The 21,921-nt window shown below is 44.5% G+C and carries 21 protein-coding genes; 15 read left to right on the forward strand and 6 right to left on the reverse strand.

The genetic code is table 11. The features are described 5' to 3' along the window. Together R7P36_RS07030 and R7P36_RS07035 are read right to left on the reverse strand one after the other, a co-directional pair. A complete protein-coding gene (locus R7P36_RS07030) occupies nucleotides 1-1,059 on the reverse strand; it encodes a S1 family peptidase (protein ID WP_017634716.1) in 1,059 nt (352 codons plus the stop codon). 73 nt (nucleotides 1,060-1,132) lie between these two features. Further along, nucleotides 1,133-2,026 carry a LysR substrate-binding domain-containing protein gene (locus R7P36_RS07035; RefSeq protein ID WP_033906699.1) on the reverse strand — a complete coding sequence of 298 codons (894 nt, stop codon included), beginning with the start codon at nucleotides 2,024-2,026 and terminating at the stop codon, nucleotides 1,133-1,135. Nucleotides 2,027-2,154: 128 nt separating this feature from the next. On the opposite strand from R7P36_RS07035, the gene R7P36_RS07040 reads away from it, so the two are divergent. The 6 genes from R7P36_RS07040 to R7P36_RS07065 all read left to right on the forward strand — a co-directional run bounded on the left by R7P36_RS07040 (nucleotide 2,155) and on the right by R7P36_RS07065 (nucleotide 7,439). Continuing rightward, nucleotides 2,155-3,078, forward strand: a complete 924-nt coding sequence (locus tag R7P36_RS07040; RefSeq protein WP_053307934.1) for a DMT family transporter — start codon at nucleotides 2,155-2,157, stop codon at nucleotides 3,076-3,078. A 99-nt stretch (nucleotides 3,079-3,177) separates the two neighbouring features. Then, entirely contained in the window at nucleotides 3,178-3,624 is a 447-nt protein-coding gene (locus tag R7P36_RS07045) for an SRPBCC family protein (protein WP_005375065.1), read from the forward strand. Nucleotides 3,625-3,707: 83 nt separating this feature from the next. Next, nucleotides 3,708-4,460 (forward strand): phosphatase, encoded by a 753-nt coding sequence (locus R7P36_RS07050; RefSeq protein ID WP_213885293.1) that lies wholly within the window; start codon nucleotides 3,708-3,710, stop codon nucleotides 4,458-4,460. 156 nt (nucleotides 4,461-4,616) lie between these two features. After that, nucleotides 4,617-5,006: a cytochrome b562 gene (locus R7P36_RS07055; protein ID WP_021035869.1), complete on the forward strand. Its 390-nt coding sequence runs from the start codon at nucleotides 4,617-4,619 to the stop codon at nucleotides 5,004-5,006. 218 nt (nucleotides 5,007-5,224) lie between these two features. After that, nucleotides 5,225-5,584 (forward strand): hypothetical protein, encoded by a 360-nt coding sequence (locus tag R7P36_RS07060; protein WP_080276971.1) that lies wholly within the window; start codon nucleotides 5,225-5,227, stop codon nucleotides 5,582-5,584. Between the two features lie 415 nt (nucleotides 5,585-5,999). After that, a complete protein-coding gene (locus R7P36_RS07065) occupies nucleotides 6,000-7,439 on the forward strand; it encodes a PepSY-associated TM helix domain-containing protein (RefSeq protein ID WP_206225764.1) in 1,440 nt (479 codons plus the stop codon). 57 nt (nucleotides 7,440-7,496) lie between these two features. Here R7P36_RS07065 and R7P36_RS07070 read toward each other — a convergent pair whose 3' ends face one another. The 3 genes from R7P36_RS07070 to R7P36_RS07080 all read right to left on the reverse strand — a co-directional run bounded on the left by R7P36_RS07070 (nucleotide 7,497) and on the right by R7P36_RS07080 (nucleotide 9,372). Then, nucleotides 7,497-7,880 carry a VOC family protein gene (locus R7P36_RS07070; protein WP_053303870.1) on the reverse strand — a complete coding sequence of 128 codons (384 nt, stop codon included), beginning with the start codon at nucleotides 7,878-7,880 and terminating at the stop codon, nucleotides 7,497-7,499. 11 nt (nucleotides 7,881-7,891) lie between these two features. After that, entirely contained in the window at nucleotides 7,892-8,821 is a 930-nt protein-coding gene (locus R7P36_RS07075) for a LysR family transcriptional regulator (protein WP_042601221.1), read from the reverse strand. Nucleotides 8,822-8,898: 77 nt separating this feature from the next. Next, nucleotides 8,899-9,372 carry a hypothetical protein gene (locus R7P36_RS07080; RefSeq protein ID WP_033906704.1) on the reverse strand — a complete coding sequence of 158 codons (474 nt, stop codon included), beginning with the start codon at nucleotides 9,370-9,372 and terminating at the stop codon, nucleotides 8,899-8,901. Nucleotides 9,373-9,660: 288 nt separating this feature from the next. Here R7P36_RS07080 and R7P36_RS07085 point away from each other — a divergent pair, with 288 nt between their 5' ends. The 4 genes from R7P36_RS07085 (at nucleotide 9,661) to R7P36_RS07100 (ending at nucleotide 13,418) form a co-directional block, all read left to right on the forward strand. Continuing rightward, nucleotides 9,661-10,344, forward strand: coding sequence for a spondin domain-containing protein (locus R7P36_RS07085; protein ID WP_005384002.1), 684 nt, complete (start codon nucleotides 9,661-9,663; stop codon nucleotides 10,342-10,344). Nucleotides 10,345-10,353: 9 nt separating this feature from the next. Continuing rightward, a complete protein-coding gene (locus tag R7P36_RS07090; RefSeq protein ID WP_005383999.1) occupies nucleotides 10,354-11,049 on the forward strand; it encodes a spondin domain-containing protein in 696 nt (231 codons plus the stop codon). Nucleotides 11,050-11,195: 146 nt separating this feature from the next. Then, nucleotides 11,196-11,927: a response regulator transcription factor gene (locus R7P36_RS07095; RefSeq protein WP_017820525.1), complete on the forward strand. Its 732-nt coding sequence runs from the start codon at nucleotides 11,196-11,198 to the stop codon at nucleotides 11,925-11,927. 117 nt (nucleotides 11,928-12,044) lie between these two features. Continuing rightward, on the forward strand, nucleotides 12,045-13,418 hold the full coding sequence (locus R7P36_RS07100) for a sensor histidine kinase (protein WP_017820524.1): 1,374 nt from the start codon (nucleotides 12,045-12,047) through the stop codon (nucleotides 13,416-13,418). A 27-nt stretch (nucleotides 13,419-13,445) separates the two neighbouring features. Here R7P36_RS07100 and R7P36_RS07105 read toward each other — a convergent pair whose 3' ends face one another. Continuing rightward, nucleotides 13,446-13,961 carry a superoxide dismutase family protein gene (locus tag R7P36_RS07105; protein WP_005383991.1) on the reverse strand — a complete coding sequence of 172 codons (516 nt, stop codon included), beginning with the start codon at nucleotides 13,959-13,961 and terminating at the stop codon, nucleotides 13,446-13,448. A gap of 541 nt (nucleotides 13,962-14,502) precedes the next feature. Here R7P36_RS07105 and R7P36_RS07110 point away from each other — a divergent pair. The 5 genes from R7P36_RS07110 to tdh all read left to right on the forward strand — a co-directional run bounded on the left by R7P36_RS07110 (nucleotide 14,503) and on the right by tdh (nucleotide 21,716). Then, nucleotides 14,503-15,912, forward strand: coding sequence for an aminotransferase class V-fold PLP-dependent enzyme (locus R7P36_RS07110; protein WP_017820523.1), 1,410 nt, complete (start codon nucleotides 14,503-14,505; stop codon nucleotides 15,910-15,912). A 62-nt stretch (nucleotides 15,913-15,974) separates the two neighbouring features. Continuing rightward, nucleotides 15,975-16,907 (forward strand): transporter substrate-binding domain-containing protein, encoded by a 933-nt coding sequence (locus R7P36_RS07115; protein WP_005375093.1) that lies wholly within the window; start codon nucleotides 15,975-15,977, stop codon nucleotides 16,905-16,907. After that, entirely contained in the window at nucleotides 16,904-19,234 is a 2,331-nt protein-coding gene (locus R7P36_RS07120) for a putative bifunctional diguanylate cyclase/phosphodiesterase (protein ID WP_064354925.1), read from the forward strand. Before R7P36_RS07115 ends, R7P36_RS07120 begins: the two co-directional genes overlap by 4 nt. Nucleotides 19,235-19,446: 212 nt before the next feature. Further along, on the forward strand, nucleotides 19,447-20,640 hold the full coding sequence (locus tag R7P36_RS07125) for a glycine C-acetyltransferase (protein WP_005375095.1): 1,194 nt from the start codon (nucleotides 19,447-19,449) through the stop codon (nucleotides 20,638-20,640). Between the two features lie 44 nt (nucleotides 20,641-20,684). After that, nucleotides 20,685-21,716, forward strand: coding sequence for an L-threonine 3-dehydrogenase (tdh, locus tag R7P36_RS07130; protein WP_005383983.1), 1,032 nt, complete (start codon nucleotides 20,685-20,687; stop codon nucleotides 21,714-21,716). Nucleotides 21,717-21,921 lie beyond the last annotated feature (205 nt).

The raw sequence follows: 21,921 nt of genomic DNA on the forward strand, positions 1-21,921 counted from the left end.
CTAGGAGCGCGAATAATTTCTGCGGTGTCTTAGCCAACCAAACCAGCCTCCAAGCATGATCAACCCTGATCCGAGAGCACCGCCGCCACTGCTGCCGTTGTTACCAAAGCCAGATGTGTTGGTATCGACAGGCTCAAAGCCAGAGTCCCCTTCGCTATGATAATCTTCCGAACTTGCTAAGAGGGCGTTATAACTGGTTTTTACACCTGAGCTGGTTTGGGTCTCAATCCATGTTGCATAGTTCAAAATCTCGGTAAACACACTTGGAATCGCAGCGGATTCGCAAACTGAAGAACCGTAGCTCACAATGCCAATTTGCTGATACATGCCATTATTGTCTTGATAGGTGAGAGGACCGCCTGAGTCACCACGACAGATGCCAGTGTAGCTTCGTTCAGGAAATCCATTCGCACATAAACTTTCCTGAGCGTTAAACCCTGTTACCAACGAAACGCATTGGGTGTCGGTAAGGGGTTTTACTTCTGCCCAGCGTAAATAGTTAGGGGGGCTTTCATCATTGGTTGAGGTCTGACCTAAACCGAATATCTGATAAACTGACTTGCTGCTGTAGTCTCCAAAGTCTTGCGGTAAAGTGATGGATTGGACGTTATCGGTGATAGGTCTAGTCAATTCAAGGACAGCGATGTCATTAATCCATAAATCGCTAGGCACATAATCAGGATGAATCGTGATAGAGCGAACATCTTTGAATTCTTCAACAAACACGTCATTCATCGTAGGGTTTTTGACTAACACTCGTAGGTCGTTGATTGTCCAGCCGTCAGTAAAAACGCTTGGTTCTACGCAGTGGGCCGCAGTTAAAATGAAGCGGTCGTTTACAATGGTTCCCCCACAAATATTGGCAAACTGATTCGCGCCAGTTTTATGTAGAATAAGACGTGCAAAAAAAGGAAGTTGGTTTTGGGTAGCCTGCTGACCCCCAATAATTGCCGTGGAGATCCCTTGTTCTGAAAGGCGGTTATCATTTTCTACTTCAGCGGTCGTACTCAAAGATACTGCAAAACAGAGTGCGCTTAGCCATATTTGATACTGCTTCATAAACCATCCTTGGATGAAAAGTGCTCTTCTAACTTTATACTAGTTTTTCAGTGAATGCGCTTAACAAAAGTTTCTAATAGTTGAATGATTGTTGTAGCCAAGATCGCAACAGATGAAACGATTCAAGCTTTAGCTTGTGTGGCGGGCATACAAAGTAAAGCTGTTGATGAGGATTAATGACGGGTTCACCCAGCTCGATTAGCTGACCATATTTGATGTCATCCTTCACAAACAAGCGATGAGTGACCAATAACCCCAAACGACGAGTTGTGGCCTGGACGGCTTGTATCGACATGTTAAAAGTGATTGGTTTTTTATTTTTAGGTCGCTGGATACCCGTCGCGTCCAGCCACACGTTCCAGTCATTTTTTCTTCGTTCGTTAGTAACTTCAATGATGGGGTACTGCTTTAAGAGTTGAGTGATGTTTGAGTCCTTTGTCTTCGCTATCAATTCAGGACTGCACACCAAAACCAGTTCATCTTCACTGAGCTTTTCGCAGTAGTAATCCTGCCATTCTTCGGGATTTCCATGCACCAAAGCCGCGTCGATACCTTCTTGTTCTAAATTGAATCTGCCAGACAGGTTTGATAAACGAACGTCTAATTGAGGAGCAAACCCTTGTAAATCTGACATTCGAGGAATCCACCAGTGAAGAGCCAATGAATTCACCATATTGAGCGTAACACGTTGCAAATTCTGATCTTGGATGAGTGCTTCCGTTGCATCGACAATTTGCTCTAAAGCGGGTGCCACCTTTCTGTAATACTTTTTACCGTCCGCATTGAGTTGAACTTGTCTGCCTATGCGATCAAACAGAGGCTTGTTGACTTGACTCTCCAGCGATTTAATTGCCTGACTTACGGCTGAGTGGCTCACACTTAATATCTGTGCTGCTTCTGTCATGCTGCCAGACTCAGCTACTGCAACAAATGCGTAGATGGACTTTAAGGGGACTAGTTTCCGCATAATTTAAAAACCGTAGCTGGTGATAGATAAGTTAAACTGTAAGTTTTTCTTACATCAATGGTTAATATTACTCGCTATTTACGATAAGTGATGTCTTTTAAAATGCTCCATATATTAAGGAGTATTGAATGAATGCTGTAAATAAATCTATCCTTTTCATGTTGATGTCTACGTTAAGCTTATCTGTTACTGGACTGTTAGCAAAGCAGTTGTCAGGCGAACTTTCCGTCACACTATTTAGCTTCTTACGTTTTTTGGTGCCTGCGCTTATCTTACTTATCTTACTTCGTGTGAAAAACCTTACCTTTCCTAAAGCGGGCACGCTAAAGCCTATTTTATTGCGTGCTCTTTGTATCGGTTTGTCACAACTTTGCTTTATCGCGTCATTACAAACGTTAACGCTCGTTGAAGGGGTTGTGTTGTTTGCTACTGGCCCATTATTTATTCCCTTGGTTGAAAAGCTGTTCATGAGGGGGCGCATTCGTGTTTCAACATTGGCGGCTTTAGCAATGGCGTTCACTGGTGTGGTTATGTTGGCGGGCGGTGGAAGTGAGATTACATGGCGAGCGGATTTATTGCTCGGCTTGGCTGGTGGACTCTTCAATTCTGGTTCTCAGCTTACGTTATATAAAGTGAGTAAAACAAATATGTCGCCGCTAGAAATCAACTTTTGGGCGTTTGGTTTTGCTGCCGTATTTCTGTTGCCGCTAACTTTGTTTAATGACTTCGACGCGTTACTTAATATGAGTGTTATGGCGCCTGAGATTTCTTCAAATACGCTGTGGATCGGTATGATGTCTCTGATGATCATTAACACCCAAGTTTTTCGCTCCAAAGCATATAAACTGGCAAGCAGTGGCTCTCAACTTGCGCCACTCATTTTTACTAACTTATTGTTCACTGCGGTTTGGCAGAGCCTGTTTTTTGAAGACCGAATGAGTCAAAGTCAAATTGTTGGGATGAGTTTAATAGTGCTCGCAATCATACTGAACACATGTTGGGTTCGTTTTACGGCGCATCGCAGTGGCGGTTTACAAGCGAGAACTTCTTAGTCTGTCGGAAAATGAAGGGGGCAGGTAGATAAATTGGTCGTGTGGTTTGATTTTTCCTGAGTATGGGCTAGCGTCAAGAAAGGTTCAGGGAGAGAAATCATGCTTACGCTAAATTATTACGTCGAAATTTCGGCGACACCGCAACGAGTGTGGGAAGTGCTAACCGATGTTGAGTTGTATAAACGTTGGGCACAAGCCTTTTCACCGCAGTCTCAATTTGAAGGAGCTTGGGAAGAAGGAGGTGGCATCACTTTTTTTGATCCAGATATGGGCGGGACAAGGGCGATCATAGATACGGTGCTACCGCTTCAAAAACTTGAATTTCATCATGTTGCCATTTTTAATCCGGATAATCGTCAACAACTCGATGCTGACCTAGCATCTAGGTGGATCGGATCGCGAGAGATCTACCAGATCGATACCAACAACGATCGTTTACTACTCAATGTTACCATTCATACTCACAACGACTTTGTTTCCATGTTTAATCACGGATGGGAAAAAGCTTTACCCTTGATAAAAGCCATTAGTGAAGAGCAAGCTTAGGGTTCTTGCTTATCTTGGGCTGACGATGCGTTGCCTGAAGGTATACAATAGCACGCAAGATAGCGCACCTAAGAGAGTGGATGATGGAATTTAAAGTTGATACCCATACACATACGTACGCAAGTGGTCACGCGTACAGTACCTTGATTGAAAATGCAAAGTTGGCAAAAGAGAACGGGCTGGATATGTTCTGCACGACCGATCACGCAGAATCAATGCCGGGTGCGCCTCATTACTGGTTCTTCTCTAACCAGAAAATTCTGCCTCGCTTTCTTGAAGGCGTTGCGATTATTCGTGGCGTTGAATCTAACATTATGAATACCGAAGGCGACATTGATATTCCACTGAGTGTGGACCGCAACTTAGATTGGGTGATCGCGAGTTTTCATGAACCCGTTTTTCGTCCTGCAAACAAGCAAACTCACACGGAAGCACTTGTTAATGTCATTCAGAGTGGTCGTATTGATGCGCTCGGTCATCTTGGTAATCCAAATTTCGACTTTGATTTTCAGACCGTTTTAGCGTGCGCGAAAGAGCACAATGTCGCGATTGAAATTAATAACACCACGCTGAAAGGCAACAGCCGAGTAGGCAGCGTAGACCGTTGCCACGAGATTGCACAAATCGGGAAAGATCTCGGTGTTTTCTTCACCACGGGCAGTGACGCGCATTTCTGTCACGATGTTGGTAATCTGGATTTGGTTGGAGAGTTAATGGACAAAGTGGGTATTGATAGCAAGAAAGTGATTACTCAAACCGCTCAGCAGTTTTTGTCTTTCTTAGCTTTGAGAGGCCGTAAACCAATTGCAGAATATGACAGCATTCTCAACGCATAAACTTGATTACATTTAAGGTATGCACCTGACGCCAGATTGCTTTACACTGCGACCCGGAAATACTCAAATAAGCTAGTTTTTCGCCTTTTATGGCGTAGGTTATTTGGGTGAATAAAGCCGACACAGAATTCGGCACTATAAATGGAGAAGTGAAAAATGTTACGTCCTTTAGTCCTAGGGTGTGCGATTGCGTTTGGCTCAACATACGCAATGGCAGAAGCGGTTGATTTAAAACAAAACATGAAACAGATGAAGATGGAATTCAAACAGGCGGCAGAAGCATCTGATGTCGAAACCATGAAATCTGCGATTGATAGCTTGCAAGCGATTGTTGAACAATCTAAGCGTGGTAATTACCCACCAGAGAAGTTTGATACTTACTTAGAAGGCTTTAACAAGCTGACGGTAACGCTAGATAAGATTGAAGCGGATCTTGATGCGGGCAAGCTACAAGAAGCAAAAGCTCAACTGCGTGAAATCGATAGTCTTCGTGAAGAGTACCACGACAAGCGCAATCCAAGCATTTGGAGCAAGTTGTTTGGCTAATTATCTACTGAGCGGAGCATTTGCTCGTGGCAGTGGATTACGCGTTATCTCTAAGTAATGAATGAACACATTATCAGCCTGCCATTTCGGCGGGCTTTTTTGCGACTGTCAATCGATGCATTCAAGAAAACCTGTGAGGTAGCAAGCACTTATTGATCCTGTTTTTGAGCTATCACTCAAAATTGGTTACGCTGTGTGAAATTTGTTAAGTCACCGTTATGCGTAGATTAATTCCTTTTTACCGCTCGATGTTATTTGCTAGTGCTCTCAGTTGGGTGCTAGTGACACTGATGCCTGTTATCAATGCTCATGGTAACAGCATGGGTGTGTGGGCGACGCTATGTACGCTTAACGGATTTGAGTTGGTCCAAATAGAAGAGGGCGACAATTCGGTCAGCCACAAAGGCAAGCCTTGTCCGTTTAGCCACTTCTCGACTTTTCATCACGATACACTTCCAACGACACCGATACTTTCAAGACAGAGCTTGGTGACTTCTGACAGCTACGCTTATTTGGCTCTAAGTGTGCGATTTGAAACACCAGTTCCTCGAGCGCCGCCAGTTTCCCTTTTCTCATAACAAAAACAATTACACGATACCCAAGTAACCTCGAGATGCTTGGTTCAGCGAGAATGACTTGGTTTGTAGACGCGGCGGCGATTTAAAGGTCTAGTGGGTCTAAATCAAGATATCGACAACAAAGTATACAAGCCAAGGCAACTCGCCCTTCGGGAGCGTGTTATTGCTCCGATTGCTGCTTCAAACAACTTGGAAAGAGTTGTCTATTACACAGCGTTGTTTTCTTTGCACTCGAATCAATGACAACGCTCTGAATCCAGCATCTTGAAGTCACTTGGGTATATAGTCAGCAACACTGCCACTTCGAGCAGTGGTACTCCCAAATCTAAGTCAATTAGCGCCGCATACAAATGTGTATGTGCAGGATGCGTTTGACTGAATTTGGGTGTTCAACAATGAAAAAAGGAAAATACACATGTTGAGAAACTCGGCAAAGCCTCAACTCAAGGAAGCCTCACGCGCAAAATCCATCTACTTTATGACGTGGCGATGGCACTTTTACGCAGGTTTGTTCGTCATTCCATTTATGCTCATGCTTTCCCTCACGGGGTTGGTGATGTTGTTTGATGATGAAATCGAACTGGCTCGATACGAAGCGACATTACAAGTTTCACCACAAGAGCACATGATTCCTGTCTCTGCACAATTGGAAACCGTAAAGCAGGCGTATCCCGATTTTAATGTCACTCAATTTGTACCTGCTAAAACGGCCGATATCGCCAACCGATTCTCGATTCAAAACCAAGAAGGCAGCTCGCTGATTGTTGCAGTAAATCCTTACACAGGAGACGTACAAGGCACCATTAATCGTGGTGATAGCATCTATGAACTGATGAATAGTATTCACGGTACGCTGCTCATTGGCGACCTAGGCGACCGTTTAATTGAAATCGCCGCAAGTCTGGGGATTTTGCTGTTGGTATCTGGTTTGTACCTTTGGTTACCTAGAGACAACGCCAGTCGCGCCGGCTTTTTGAAAATTCGCCTTAACAACGGTCCTCGGATTTTGATGCGTGACCTGCATGCGAATTTAGGTGGTGTGCTGTCGATTGTTCTGTTGTTCTTTTTGATTTCAGGTTTGTCGTGGGCAGGGATCTGGGGGGCGAAAATGGTGCAAGCTTGGAATACCTTCCCAACCTATTACACATGGGGTGAGAAACCGGAATCCACACTGACACACAAAGATCTCAACCATGGCGCTTCAGAAGAGATGCCATGGAACTTAGAGCTTGCTGCTGTGCCTGAATCGAAAGACAAACCCGCTCATGATCATGCCAATATGAAGGAAGATATGGCATACGCAGGCAGCCATGATGCGCTCTCCATTGATGATATCATCCTCAAGGCTGAAATGATGGGCTTCACTGGTTATAAGCTGTTTTTGCCACGCTCTGAGAAGGGCGTTTACACCGTTGCAGCTAACTCCATGGGTGGCGATATCTCCGACCCAAGACAAGATCGCACCAGCCACTTTGACCAATATTCCGGTCGCTTGTTGGTGGATGTAACGTGGCAAGATTACAGCGTATTTGCCAAGTTCATGGCGGCAGGTGTGTCATTGCATCAAGGTGATGTGAGTATATTGAACAAAGTGCTCAACGTAGTGTTCTGTTTGGCGTTCATCTTAATCTCAATCACAGGTGTGGTGATGTGGTGGATTCGTAGACCAAGTCGCAGTGCCACATTGGGCGCGCCACCTAAGTTTCAGCAAGACGGTATTTGGAAGCTTGGCTTAGTAACGTTGGTGATATTGTGTCTGGCGTTTCCGATGGGCGGTTTGGCAATTGTTACGGTTCTCGCACTGGATTGGCTGTTGTTCAACCGCGTTGAGAAACTGAAAACGGCGTTGAATTAGTAACAGACAAAGAATGGAATAATAAAAGAGCCTGCGAAGTCGAAGTGCTGGCTCTTTTTATTTCTGGTAAATCTCCAGTGGCAAGCCATCTGGGTCTTGGAAGAAGGTAAAGGCTTTGCCTGTAAATTCGTCAATACGAATTGGCTCAACTTCAACGTCATTCGATTCTAGGTAGGCTTTGACTTGCTCAACATCATCAACCAAAAAAGCGAGATGTCGCAGGCCTTGCGCTTCGGGAAAGCTCGGTCTCTCAGGGGCGCCCGGAAAGCTAAACAGTTCAACTTGACTGCCGTCAGGTAAAGCGAGGTCAAGCTTGTAGGAGTCTCTGGCTTCACGATAGTTTTCGGCAATGACTTTCAGTCCTAACACTTCAGTGTAAAAGCGTTTTGACTTTGGGTAATCGCTGCAAATGATCGCGACGTGATGAATGGCATTAAACATGGTTAGCCTCTTCAAGCATGGTTAGTATCCTCGGAGACTAAATGCTCCTTAACGAAGTCGATAAACACACGCAGACGAGCGGGCATGTATTTGGTTTGCGCATACTGCATCGCGATAGCGCCATGGTAGTTACTCTTGATCATCCAATCCGGCAGAACCTCTACCACTTCTCCTTGCTCTAACGCGTCTTTGATCACGAAGTCATGGAAGATCCCAATTCCCAAGCCAGACTTAACCCCGTTCAAGCGCATTTGAGAATGGTTGACGGCGTAGCGTCCACTCACGGCAATGGAGTGGAACGCTTCTTCTTTAAAGAATGACCAGATGTTGTCTTTGTCGTTCTCGGCAAGATAAATGCAGTCGTGTTGCTCAAGCTCGGTTGGGTGCTCAGGCATACCGTGTTTGGTGAGGTAATCTGGAGAAGCACACAAAACAAGATTGGTCTTGCTGATCTCTTTGAGGACCAGATTCTCATCGGGTTTGTCGGTGAGCTTAAAGGCGACATCAATACCTTGGCGGAAAAGATCGATCTCACCATCTGCTGCACGCAGCTTAAGCTGTATGTTTGGATAACGTTCTAGGAATGGCAACACAAACGGTTGAAGCACCGAATTAAGAAATGCTTCAGGGGCTGCTACTGTGAGTGCGCCTGTTGGCTCAGCATGATCTTCCGCAGATAGCTCAACGGCTTGCTGCGCGGCATTCACCATTGCGATGCTTTGGTCGTAAACCTTTTGCCCAGCTTGAGTGATGATCAACTTACGAGTCGTGCGCTCAAACAGTTTGACCGAGAGGGCTTGTTCCAACCGTGTGATCAACTTACTTAAAGCCGATGGCGTTACGCCGAGTTGTTTAGCAGCAGCGGTAAAACTGCCTTCGTTTACCACCAAGATAAACGAAGCAAGATCAGGAAGTAGGGCAATGAGTTTTGGATTAACCATAATTGTTCAGTTCTGCGCAGCGGAATAACGATATTGTCTGGTACGGTTTCACGAGGTTCAAGTGTCACCGTCTCGCTTTAACGATATTTTGCCAAAAATGCATTGAGTGCAGGCAAGCCAGATTCACCAGTATGGTATTGCTGCCAACAGTGATAAATGGCCGTTTCGTGGTCTGCAATTAACTCGATAGCTTCTCGCTCAGCGATTGAATACTGCTGTGAAGCGTTCACTTCTTCATGCCACTCTCGATACTTGACCTCATAAGGTTCTACCCATTTCAGAAGAGTCGCCACCAACTCTTGCCATGGTAAACCAATCCACTTAGTTGCATCTGCCAAGCCTTTATCCAGCATCTCTTGGTGTCGACTTTCGATATCCATGCCATTTGTTAGCAGTACAGGTTTGAGCTTTTCTGCGGTTAGCTCTTCCACTTCAATCAAGGTTTGCCACAGTGTTTGTTGTTCACTTTGGGTGTAATGGCTCAAGTAGTGGTTGAAAAAAGCGATGCCGTAGATTTCGCCATAGTAGGCAGACAGAACGTTATGAATCATGGTGAGAATCGTGATTTAAACAGGGAATATCGCATTGTAGGAGGGGAAAGCGCGACGTGTAAACACCTGATTAAGAGTAAAAAAGTGCTGCTGACAGAATTCGAACAGAACTTGTGAGAATTTTATGAGAATTCGATGAAGTTGCTGATAGATTTGCTCGTCATTCTTAGAGGCAAGAACGCAAAACGTTCGAAACGTAATGCTTAACCTACTCAAGTCACGAACAAAGAAGTAAAGCCGTACACATGGGCTTGGGTAGTTCAACCCTCATTAAAGGATGGAATCACAATGAAAAAACGTACCCAACTCGGACTCGTCATGACTTCAGTCGCTATGGCACTAGGCTCTGCATCAGTGAATGCGGCGGAATTGGAAATCACCGTGACAAACGCAACCAAAGGCATCTACTTTACGCCACTTATTGTTGCTGCACATGGTTCTGATCTTCAAATGTTCAGAACGGGTCAAGCAGCAACGCCAGAACTAGAAGCTATGGCAGAAGGCGGTGATATCTCTGGTCTTGCTAGCGTGATTGGTAACGCTGGTGGTGCGGTGGTTGAGAACCCTGCTGGTGGCATTTTGAATCCGGGGGTTGCAACCACCTTCACCTTAGACAGTGGCGACCACGGATATCTTTCTCTGAGCGCGATGTTGCTGCCAACCAATGACGGTTTCGTCGGTCTGGATAGTTGGAAGATTCCAACGGAAGCGGGTACATACCGAGCAACGCTAAGAAGTTACGATGCCGGTACAGAAGCGAACGATGAACTTGCGTCTAGCATGCCAAACCCACCTTTCATTACCTTTGGTACTGGCGGCACAGGCGTTGAAGCAACGGTAACTAACGACAAAGTCCACGTGCATCCGGGTAACCTTGGTGATAGCGATCCAACCGGTGGCATCAGTGACCTAGACAGCAGCAGCCATCGTTGGTTAAACCCAGTTGCAACCATCACAATCGTTGTGAAGTAAGGGGGATGTATGAAATACAGAATCTTACTAGTAGCAGCTTCAGTCGGCTTGCTCGCCGGTTGTCCAAGCGATGATGATAATGACGTAGTGAAATCGTACCGCTACACCGTCAACGTTGCGAACTTGACTGCGAATCAACCTATGTCTCCGCTTGCTGTACTCACTCACAATGGTGACTACCAATTGTTTGAAATTGGACAAGCGGCATCTGTTGAACTTGAGCACCTTGCCGAAGGCGGGAGTAACGCTGAGCTGATTGAATTGATGAACAGCAATGACAGTGTTTACCAAGGTATTTCGGGTAATGGATTGGTGTTGCCGGGTGCATCGGACGAAGTCACCATTACGGTTGACCCTAGTCGTTACGGTTACTTGTCTGTGGCGTCTATGTTCGTGAATACCAATGATGCCTTTGTTGGCGAAACGGGGCTATCGCTCAAATCGCTCGCAGTGGGTGAAAGCTACGAAATGAGCATGAACGTTTGGGATTCCGGCACAGAGCTGAACGATGAACTTGCTGCAACCATTCCGGGCCCAGCAGGTGGCGGTGAGGGTTTCAATGCCGCTCGTAATGACAGTAATGACGTTGTTGCATTCCATGCGGGTGTTGTTAGCCAAGATGACGGATTAGCAAACTCAGCACTTTCTGCGAACCATCGTTTCTTGAACCCAGGTGCGAAAGTCACCATCACTCGAGTCGAGTAACACAGGCTCCGATGACGTCTCCTTTCCAAAGCGCTTGTAGCCGAGCGCTTTATCCCTCATGGCGTCATCGGAACCTTTTTTGAAAGAATTTCTAATTTGTTCCGGTCATGTGCAAAGTGAGGATACTCGAAGGCAAGGAAAGGACCATGGAACAACAGGCAATCAATTTAGTCGCGAACATCTTGTTGGTGGAAGATGACGATGATTTGGCAGAACTGGTTCAGATGCATCTTAAGTTTCAGGGACACCAAGTGTCGCGAGCCACAAATGTCGCCGATGCTAAAACGCAATACCAGCAACAACCCTTTGATTTATTGATCCTTGACCGAGGTTTGCCAGATGGTGATGGTCTAGACATCTGCCATTATTTGCGTCAGCAACAAGATTGGAGCCCAGTGCTTATGCTGACAGCCAGAGACGGTGAAATGGATAAGGTTGACGGTTTAGAAGCAGGCGTTGATGACTACATCACTAAGCCATTTAGCGTATTAGAATTTCAAGCACGAGTGCGAAACGTGCTGCGCAGAGTCAGCCAAACCGCTGAAGCAAAGGTGGCAGATGAAGTCCTCGATGATGCGATGGATTTTGGCCCGCTGAGAATCATTCCGGAGTTGCACCAAGTATCCTTAAACGACAAGGATGTCACGCTCACCGCGACAGAGTTTACTTTGCTGCAGTTTCTCGCGACTCGTCCGGGCAGAGTCTACAGTAAAGATGAATTGCTCGATCACGTTTGGAACACCAGTCATTCTGGTTATCACCACACGGTGTGTAGCACCATAAATCGTTTACGCAGCAAGTTGTCGTTGTCTGATTCTGATCATCACTTCATCCAAACCGTGTGGGGTGTTGGATATAAGTTTCAACCAAGACACTAATGCCAAGAAAGTAAGTCAAAACATCAAGCCAAGACAGTAAGTCGGCAGTTGTTTTCACCATCATTTTTCAATCATCACGGGTGTTGCAAAAACACCGCTGTTTAAGGAGGCGATAGGATGAGCTTCAAATCTCGCTTAGTGGTATTTACTAGCTTGTGGTTCTGTCTCGCGGCGGTGGTGATTGCACTGACTTACAATTGGCAAAAAGAAACCATTGAGTTACGCACCAAGCAAAGCCTGCATAAAGAGCTAGCCAGCCACATGCGTGATGATAATCCGCTGATGATCGGAACGGATTACAACCCTAAAGCGCTCAAGTCGATTTTTCACACGCTCATGCTGATCGGCCCTGATTTTGAAATCTACTTCCTCGATAGCCAAGGCAATATCACCACTCATGCAGCACCGGAAGGGGCGGAGATCATGGGGAAGGTGGATCTCAATCCCATTAAGCAATTCTTAAATGACCAGCCTTTTCCTATTTTGGGTGAAGACCCACGTAATCGTGGTGAACACAAAGTCTTTTCTGTCGCCGCGATAGAGGAATTAGGCTCTACGGTCGGTTATCTCTACGTGGTGATTGGCAGTACCCGACATGACGCCATTGCCAATGCTCAAGTCGATACTCCTTATATCGCGCTGGCAGGATTGGTCTTAGTCTCCATTTTAGGCTTTGCTCTTGGGGCTTATGTGCTGGTGAAACGTAGCCTATTGAACCCGATTGAGCGTGTGACCAAGCAACTTCAACAGCAAGCCGAACATGATTTCCGCCTGCAACCTGATTTTACTCACCAAGTGCCGGAGCTCGTGCCGATTGCGCACTCTTATCAGATGATGGCGAAGCACATTCAGCAACAGTTTTTACAGTTGGAGTATCAATCGTCTCATCGTCGTCAAAGCTTGTTGCAGCTTAGTCATGATTTAAAAACGCCGTTATCGAGCGTGCTGGGCTATTTGGAAACGTGGCGTTTGCAACATCCGGAATCCGATCCTTTGATTGACGTTGCTTTCCGAAATTGTGAGAAGCTCTCAACTCAACTGCATTCTTTATTAGACGCCGCACGCAAAGAAGCTCCAATGCCAAATTACGAGTACCGCCCCGTAGATCTGGGCGCTTTGATGGCAGAATGTGCTGAAACGATGCAGAGCCAGTTTTCTCGTAAAGAAGTGGTATTGAAAGTGGATATCGATAGCGAAATCCAAACCGTGGGTGACAAGGGGCTATTGGAGCGATTGGTATTGAACCTGCTTGAAAATGCATTGCGCCACAGCCCAATCGGTTCAGAAGTGCATTGCCAAGCGCATTTGAGTGAGGATAAGTCGCGTATCCATTTTACCTTCGTCAATCACATCGAGAAAGAAGCGGAGGGCGGTTCTTTGGGGATCGGGACGAAGATTGTCCAATCGATCTTAATGCTTCACCACAGCTACCTTGAGACCAATGCAACCTCCTCTCAGTATCAACAGAAGTTCACACTTCTCGCAATCTAAAGAGAAGTGTGAGACATAAGTTAATGTTTATTCAATAACACCACATACGACGCGAGCGCCGCCACCACCTAGCTTACTTGGGTGATCGGAGTGATTGTCACCACCTGCATGGATCATTAACGCTCGACCTTTTAAATCCGATAATTTTAGGCGAGGCGCGACAACGGGCTGATTGGCATTGCCGTCCATGTCCACATAGAGTGGAGGCAAGTCGCCTAAATGATTGTCATTGGTCCAAGGATAGCCATGCTTCCCTGTGTTGTTAGGATCATAATGGCCACCTGCTGCGCCGCCTAATACGGTTTTGTCATCCTTTTCTATGCTATCGCAAGATGGATTAGTGTGAACATGGAAACCGTGCACACCTGCTGACAAACCTGATAATTGAGGCGTAAAAACAACGCCATAATCACTTTGTGAAATCTCAATGGTACCCGCGCTCTCATTGGTGTTGAGAGCAGTCATTTCTACCGTTTTTGCTAGCGCGTTAGGGGCGGCGACAAGAGCGGATGCAACTGAAATGCATAGCAATCCTTTTAACATGGGACCTCCTTCTTTTAGCGTGTACGCTCAAGCACATATTAGTGAAAACCTGTTTTACTTATGTCTGTTGAGCGGTGAGTTTATGTCATAGAGTGATGTGTATCACTTTATGGTCTTAAACTGATATCTCGATCCGAAATCAGCTTTCTCTTATTTAGTCTTAACATATTGAGATCGTTAAGATATAAAAAGAATAGACGCCAATCTTAAAATAGCCTGAATATTTTTAAATTAACGCAAAGTTAAATTTTTAATGACTTTATAACAAAGCTCATAATTGTTTTATAAAGAATTTGGTGGAATTGTCCGCAATAAAGAATAGTCAAATTAACGAATATATTAATGTGAACATTGTTGTTTATAGATTTGTGGTCAAACTGTTGCTTATATCATCAAATAAGATAAAAAATTGGAACTAAAGTCACTTAATGGCAGAGGAAAAAATTAAACTCTGATTGTAATGGGTAATAATGTTTTAGTAACAGATAGTTACGCACTTAAAATTAATAATATGGCTAATTTCCGACAAGGATTGAAAAAGATGAAAGACAAGGAATCTATTCAGACTAATAGCAGCCGCCGTAATTTTCTGAAAGGCGCAACAGGAGCTGTTGTTGCTGGTGTGAGTGCTTCCGCTTTCTCAGGCGTAGCTCAAGCACGAGAACAGAAAATTGATTGGAGCAGCCGCGGGCTAGGTAGAAAACACGATAAGCGCTTCTGGCGTAAAGTGCGAAGACAGTTCGTTTTGGACAAACGAACCACTTACATGAACATTGGTACAACAGGTTCAATGCCAAAACATGTTCTTGAAGATTACGAGCATAACAACAAGCTGGTGGCTAAATATCCTTGGGATATGAAAGGCAAATTTGGCTCTTGGCCTTATGTTTCAGAGATGGTTAAAGACGTCGCACCAGGTTTTGGTGCTAACCCAGAAGAGATCATTCTCAGCCGCAACACTACTGATGGCTTATGCTCGATCATTAATGGCTTACACTTTGAACCAGGTGATGTGATTCTAACGACACACCATGAACATATTGCTGCAACATCACCTATGAACGTAGCGAAACATCGTTTTGGTGTGGATGTGGTAGAAATTCAACTACCAGTATTTACTGGTACTGAAAACGTTTCTGAGCAAGATTACATTCAAGCGTTCCAAGACGCGCTTGATGCGAATCAAAACGTTCGCCTAATTGTTTTCTCTCATATCACATACAAAACAGGAACCGCGCTACCAGCCAAAGCCATTTGTGCTTTAGCAAAAGAGTATGGCGTGCCTACTCTTGTTGATGGCGCGCATACGGTCGGTATGTTTGACCTTGATTTCCACGATATGGATTGTGATTTCTATGCAGGATCTGGTCATAAGTGGCAGTGTGGTCCGGGCGCGACAGGTATTCTGTATGTTCGTGATAACGGTAACCGTTTGAATGAGTATTGGAGCGACCGAGAGAACCCGTTATGGTTGATCAACTCCTCACTTTCTCATGCTGATTACCTGGGTAAACAGCTGCAAATGCAATACATTGGTAACGATAACTATCCTGCGAAACAAGCACTAGTTGATAGTTGCAAAATGTGGGATGAGATTGGTCGAGACCGTATCGAAGAGCGAGTTGTAAGCCTTGGTAGTTTATGTAAAACCTTGCTTCAAGAGTACTTACCACAAGCCAAAATGTATTCACCAAACGTGGAAGGCTTAACCAGTGGCTTAACGACGGTTAACCCGTTCTCCGATGTAACTAATGAAGAGATATTGACGGAATTCCGAGATCGTTTACGTGAAGAGTATGGTTACATCATCCGTACGACTAGCTTTAAGCTGCATAAGGATGATGACTTTGATACTTACGCGCTGCGTATCTCTACGCATTTGTTCCATGACGAACAAGATGTGGAAGGGCTCGTAGTGGCGATGACGAATTTGTATTACTCGTCGTTCTAACATCGTTGTTTATCACTCAAGCGCCCATTATTGGGCGCTTTGTGAAAGGTAAGGATATTATTATGTCAGTCATAACATTCAAAAGAACTTTAGCGACGGTGGCGCTCATGGTTACCTCTGTTGCGTCGTCTGCCGCTTGGTCAGACGATTTACAACAAATCCGTGAACGCGGTGTACTGCGTCACATTGGTGTCCCGTACGCTAACTTTGTCTCCTATATTGAACAAGGTGAAGTGGAAACTTTGACTGGCTTGGATGTAGAGATAATAAAAGGTTTTGCCAAGTCGTTAGGTGTTCAGTACCAGTATGTTCCAGCACAGTGGAGCGACGTGGTTGGTAAGTTGACAGGGCAAAATGTGCAATATCACAACAAGCAGGCTGTTGTCGGAGAAAGTGTTCCAATTGAAGGCGATTTGATCGCAAATGGCGTTACTATTCTTGATTGGCGCTCTGAGGTTGTCGATTTTTCACAAGATTATTTTCCTTCAGGTGTATGGTTGGTTTCCAGATCCGACTCTAGTCTGAGCCCGATTAAACCAAGTGGGTCGGTCGATGAAGATGTTAAAAACGTCAAGCAGCTGATCGATGGTCGCGAAGTGTTAGCTTTAGAACATTCTTGCTTGGATCCTAACCTTTATGACTTATATGACACAGGTGCAAAAGTTATATTACCTGATGGGGCGCGTCTCCTTAATGAGATGGTTCCAGCGATAATGAAAAATGATGCGGAAAGCACATTATTAGATGTTGCGGATACGCTAATTGCCCTCGAAAAATGGCCGGGTGAAATAAAAGTCATTGGCCCTATATCTGAAAATCAAAAAATGGCTGTTGCATTCCGTAAAAATTCCCCTGAATTACGCAAAGCATTTGATCGTTATTTAGACTCGATAAAAAAAGACGGTTCATACGAAAAACTAGTAAAAAAATACTATCCATCTATTTACTACTTTTATAACGATTACTTTATAGAAGATAAAAAGAAAGTCCGATGAATAAGGCCGTTAAAAAATTTTCCAGTAAAAGATTTATTACAATAAGCGCAATATTAGTTTCAATTTACTTAGCTATGCTTATTACTGTGACTAGCGTAGGTCAAAATAAGTTAAAAGAATCTCAATACAGAGAACTAGATTTAAAAGTAAAAAGTTATGCAAGCACACTCGATAATTTATTTACCATAGCGAGTGAAGATGTTGATAATCTAGCTACAGATAAAACAATACAAACATTCTTTGGTAATTTAGCTTCTGGCATGTCAATGGAGTATGGGTTAGGTGCAAGTTTAATTAATTTAAAGCGTCGCTTCGATGAGAAGATAGACAGTAAGCTAATTAATAGCAGCCAAATCTATAAGAAGCTCACGCTGGTAGGCAGTGATGGAGTCACCATTGTCACCACTGGATCTGAAAACCTTGCCGAGCACAAAATGGACATACAAACCTTAATGACTCAACACGGGCATCCCGAAGAGGTTTGTGCGACGCGATACAATGATGACGTTCGCATTCAAGTCATTAAGCAAGTTAAGTTCTCCGGAAAGCCTGTTGCCTTTTTAATTGCCGATCTTAATAAGAATATTGTTATTGACCAACTTACTAACCAAGAACATGAAGATAGTTATAGCCGAATGGTGCTAAAAATAAAAGACGTGGAAATGGTTGTATGGGATACCATAAATAAAACACCTTCTCACAATAAGGATGAGAACTATTTCGTTTCTGAGGCTATAGACGGAAAAATTTACTTTGAAGTGCCTGTGGATAAACATCACTTCAAATTGATGGCGTGGTTCGAGCCTTTGAGTGAACGAGATATATTTACATCACGGCTCTTTATTATTGGTTTGAGTATTCTCGCCGTTATGATCGTCATTGCTTTATGTTATGCATTCATCACGAACAATAATAGGATTGAATTGAAAATTAAGCTTGAGGAAGAAAAAAAGCGTAAAGATATTCTTTCTAAACAGAATAAAAAATTAACGAACGAAATTGAACGTCGAAAAGCGTCTGAAAAAGAACTCGCCTTCCAAGCTAAATATGACACATTAACCAATTTACCTAATCGTAGTTATGGTTCCGAGCGATTGGCTTTGGAGTTAATTAGGGCATCGCGTAGTGGGTCTAAAGTTTTGGTGATGTTCATCGACTTAGACCACTTTAAGCAGATTAACGATTCAATGGGACACTTTGTTGGGGATGAAATCCTTAAACTCAGTGCTCAGCGACTGTATCAAGTCGCAAGAAAAACAGACTTATTGGCGAGAATTGGTGGGGATGAGTTTTTACTCGTCATCCCAGACTTGCCTGATAATGATACTGCAAAGCGAGTTGCTTCAAGTGTGCTTTCGGCGTTTAACGATCCGTTTGTTTGGAACAACCATGAATTCTTCTTGAGTAGCAGCGTTGGAATGTCTGTGTTCCCGGATGACGGAGACAACGCTGAGCAGCTCCTTGCATGTGCTGATATGGCAATGTATCGGGCGAAACAAGATGGGCGTGATGGCTTTTGTTTTTATAACCATAATATGAACCAAGACTTGCAACGCTACTTAGATCTGGAAAATCGTCTGAGAAGTGCGATCTCCAATCAGTTGTTAGAGCTGTATTATCAGCCAATTATTGAGCTGAGTAGTGGTAAAATCGTAGGGGCAGAAGCGCTAATGCGTTGGAATGATGACAAGTACGGATTCGTAAACCCTGAAGAGTTTATCTCTATTGCAGAGAAAAATGGTTTAATTCATCAAATTGGTGAGTTTGCTATTCAACAAGCGTGTCGACAAGCGGCACAATGGCAGAGTCTGACTCCGTTGTTTGTTTCTGTAAACTTTTCTAGTGTTCAATTTAGGTACTGCGAGCGCTTACTTACGTTTATTAAACACAGCCTTGAGGAGTCTGGTCTTCCGTCAGATAAGTTCGATATTGAAGTGACAGAAAGTCTCCTCTTCAATCACGATTCTGAGCTATTAGACATGCTTAATAACTTACGAGCGTTAGGCACCAAACTTACTATTGATGATTTTGGTACTGGTTATTCTGCGCTGAGTTACTTGCAGAAGTTTCCGTTCGACCGCTTAAAAATTGATCGTAGCTTTATGCAAAATATGTTCGAGAACGACTCAGACCGCGAGCTTGTCAACGTAATCATAGCAATGGCGAAAGCGCTGGATCTTAAGATCGTCGCAGAAGGCATCGAAGAACAGCGTCATGTGGATTACCTGAAAAACCTAAACTGTGAGTTCGGACAAGGTTTCCACTATAGCCGACCATTACCTGCTAAGGACTTTGAAGCACTTTTGGCTAAGCCTACCTGGCTATAATTCCTTTTATAACAACCTCATAGAAAAGCATTAATTGAATTTGTGCCTAGGATTCATTAATGCTTTTCCACCTTAAGGTATAATCCTTCCTCCTTCCTTGAATTACACTACAATTAATTGATGAGTGATAGCCCGTGACGCCCGTCACATAAAGGCTAAGCCTAATTCTAAACGAGTAAATACTCGCCAAAATAACTAGGAAGGAATTTCAAATGTCTTCTGCATTCTACCAACAGATTCAGCAGCAAATCGAAGAAGTAAAGGCGGAAGGCCTTTACAAATCAGAGCGTGTCATTACGTCTCAACAGCAAGCGGCTGTTAAAATCTCTACTGGTGAAGAAGTACTAAACTTCTGTGCGAACAACTACCTTGGTCTTGCTAACCACCCGGCACTTATCGAAGCGGGTAAAGCAGGCATGGACGAGCACGGCTTTGGTATGGCTTCAGTACGTTTTATCTGTGGTACGCAAGACATCCACAAAGAGCTTGAGCAGAAGCTTTCTAAGTTCCTAGGTAAAGAAGATACGATTCTTTACACATCATGTTTCGACGCAAACGCGGGCCTATTTGAAACTATTCTAGGCAAAGAAGACGCAATCATCTCTGACGCTTTAAACCACGCGTCAATCATTGACGGTGTTCGTCTATGTAAAGCAATGCGTTTCCGCTACTCAAACAACAACATGGAAGAGCTAGAACAACAACTGATCGCTGCGAAAGAAGCAGGTGCTCGCCACATTCTTATCGTAACGGACGGTGTGTTCTCAATGGACGGCGTAGTAGCAAACCTTCCGGCTATCTGTGACCTAGCAGAGAAGTACGGCGCGTTGACTATGGTTGATGACTCTCACGCTGTTGGCTTCATGGGCAAAACAGGTGCAGGTACGCACGAGCACCACAACGTAGTTGACCGTATCGACATCATCACTGGTACGCTAGGCAAAGCAATGGGCGGCGCTTCAGGCGGTTACACATCTGGTAAAGCGGAAGTGATTGACTGGCTACGTCAGCGTTCTCGTCCATACCTATTCTCTAACTCTGTTGCACCAGCAATCGTAAGCGCTTCTATCCGCGTTCTAGATCTACTAGAAGAGAGCGGTGACCTACGTGATCGTCTATGGGAAAACGCAGCACACTTCCGTACTCGTATGGAAGACGCTGGTTTCACAATGGGTGGTGCTGACCACGCAATCATCCCAATCATGCTTGGCGACGCAAAAGTAGCAGCAGAATTTGCAGAGCGTGCGCTGGAGAAAGGCATCTACGTAATCGGCTTCTCATTCCCTGTAGTACCAAAAGGTCAAGCACGTATCCGTACTCAAATGTCTGCGGCGCACTCTCGCGAGCAACTAGACCGTGCAATCGACGCGTTCATCCAAGTTGGTAAGGACATGGGTCTTATTTAAGATTCTAGGCCTTAGACAATAGGGCCTTTAATTAAGGTTACATTATGAAAATTAAAGCATTATCAAAGCTAAAGCCTGAAGAAGGCATCTGGATGACTGAGGTTGATAAACCTGAAGTCGGCCATAACGACATTCTGATCAAAATTAAGAAAACCGCTATCTGTGGTACAGACGTACACATCTATAACTGGGACGAATGGTCACAAAAAACCATTCCAGTGCCTATGGTTGTCGGTCACGAATACGTGGGTGAAGTGGTTGCGATTGGTCAGGAAGTTCGTGGCTTTGAAATCGGTGACCGCGTATCTGGCGAAGGTCACATCACGTGTGGTCATTGTCGTAACTGTCGTGGTGGCCGTACTCACCTATGTCGTAACACAATTGGTGTGGGTGTTAACCGTGAAGGTGCATTCGCTGAATACCTAGTGATCCCAGCGTTCAATGCGTTCAAGATCCCTGAAGGCATCTCTGACGATCTAGCGTCTATCTTTGATCCGTTTGGTAACGCAGTACACACAGCACTTTCTTTCGACCTAGTAGGCGAAGACGTGCTTATCACAGGTGCTGGCCCAATCGGTATCATGGCAGCGGCAGTAGCAAAGCACGTTGGTGCTCGTCACGTAGTGATCACAGACGTGAACGAATACCGTCTAGAACTTGCTCGTAAGATGGGTGTAACACGCGCAGTAAACGTTGCTGAAGAGAAGCTTGAAGATGTAATGGCTGAGCTAGGCATGACAGAAGGCTTCGACGTTGGTCTAGAAATGTCTGGTAACCCAGCAGCATTCAACTCAATGCTAACCACAATGAACCACGGTGGTCGCATTGCACTACTCGGTATTCCACCATCAGACATGGGTATCGACTGGAACCAAGTTATCTTCAAAGGCTTGGTGATCAAAGGTATCTACGGTCGCGAAATGTTCGAAACTTGGTACAAGATGGCTTCACTGATCCAATCTGGTCTGGATCTATCGCCAATCATCACGCACCACTACAAGATTGACGATTTCCAAGAAGGCTTCGACGTAATGCGCAGCGGCATGTCAGGTAAGGTTATTCTTGATTGGGAATAACTTATTCAAGTAAGAAATGCGCTCCTTTTTGGGGCGCATTTTTGTTTCATGAAGATTTTTGTTTCGGGAAGAAATGGTCGCCAATCTTTTCTAAACTTCTCGTATCGTTCTGCTACTTTTTTTAGATTTTTTCCACTCAACTTCACCCTACCTTCTAACTCATTGTCGATTCTGTATTTGGAATAAGATAATAACCATTTGTTCT

Origin of the sequence: Vibrio sp. 397 (assembly GCF_033339395.1) — a bacterium.
In the GTDB taxonomy this organism is placed as follows: Bacteria; Pseudomonadota; Gammaproteobacteria; order Enterobacterales; family Vibrionaceae; genus Vibrio; species Vibrio alginolyticus.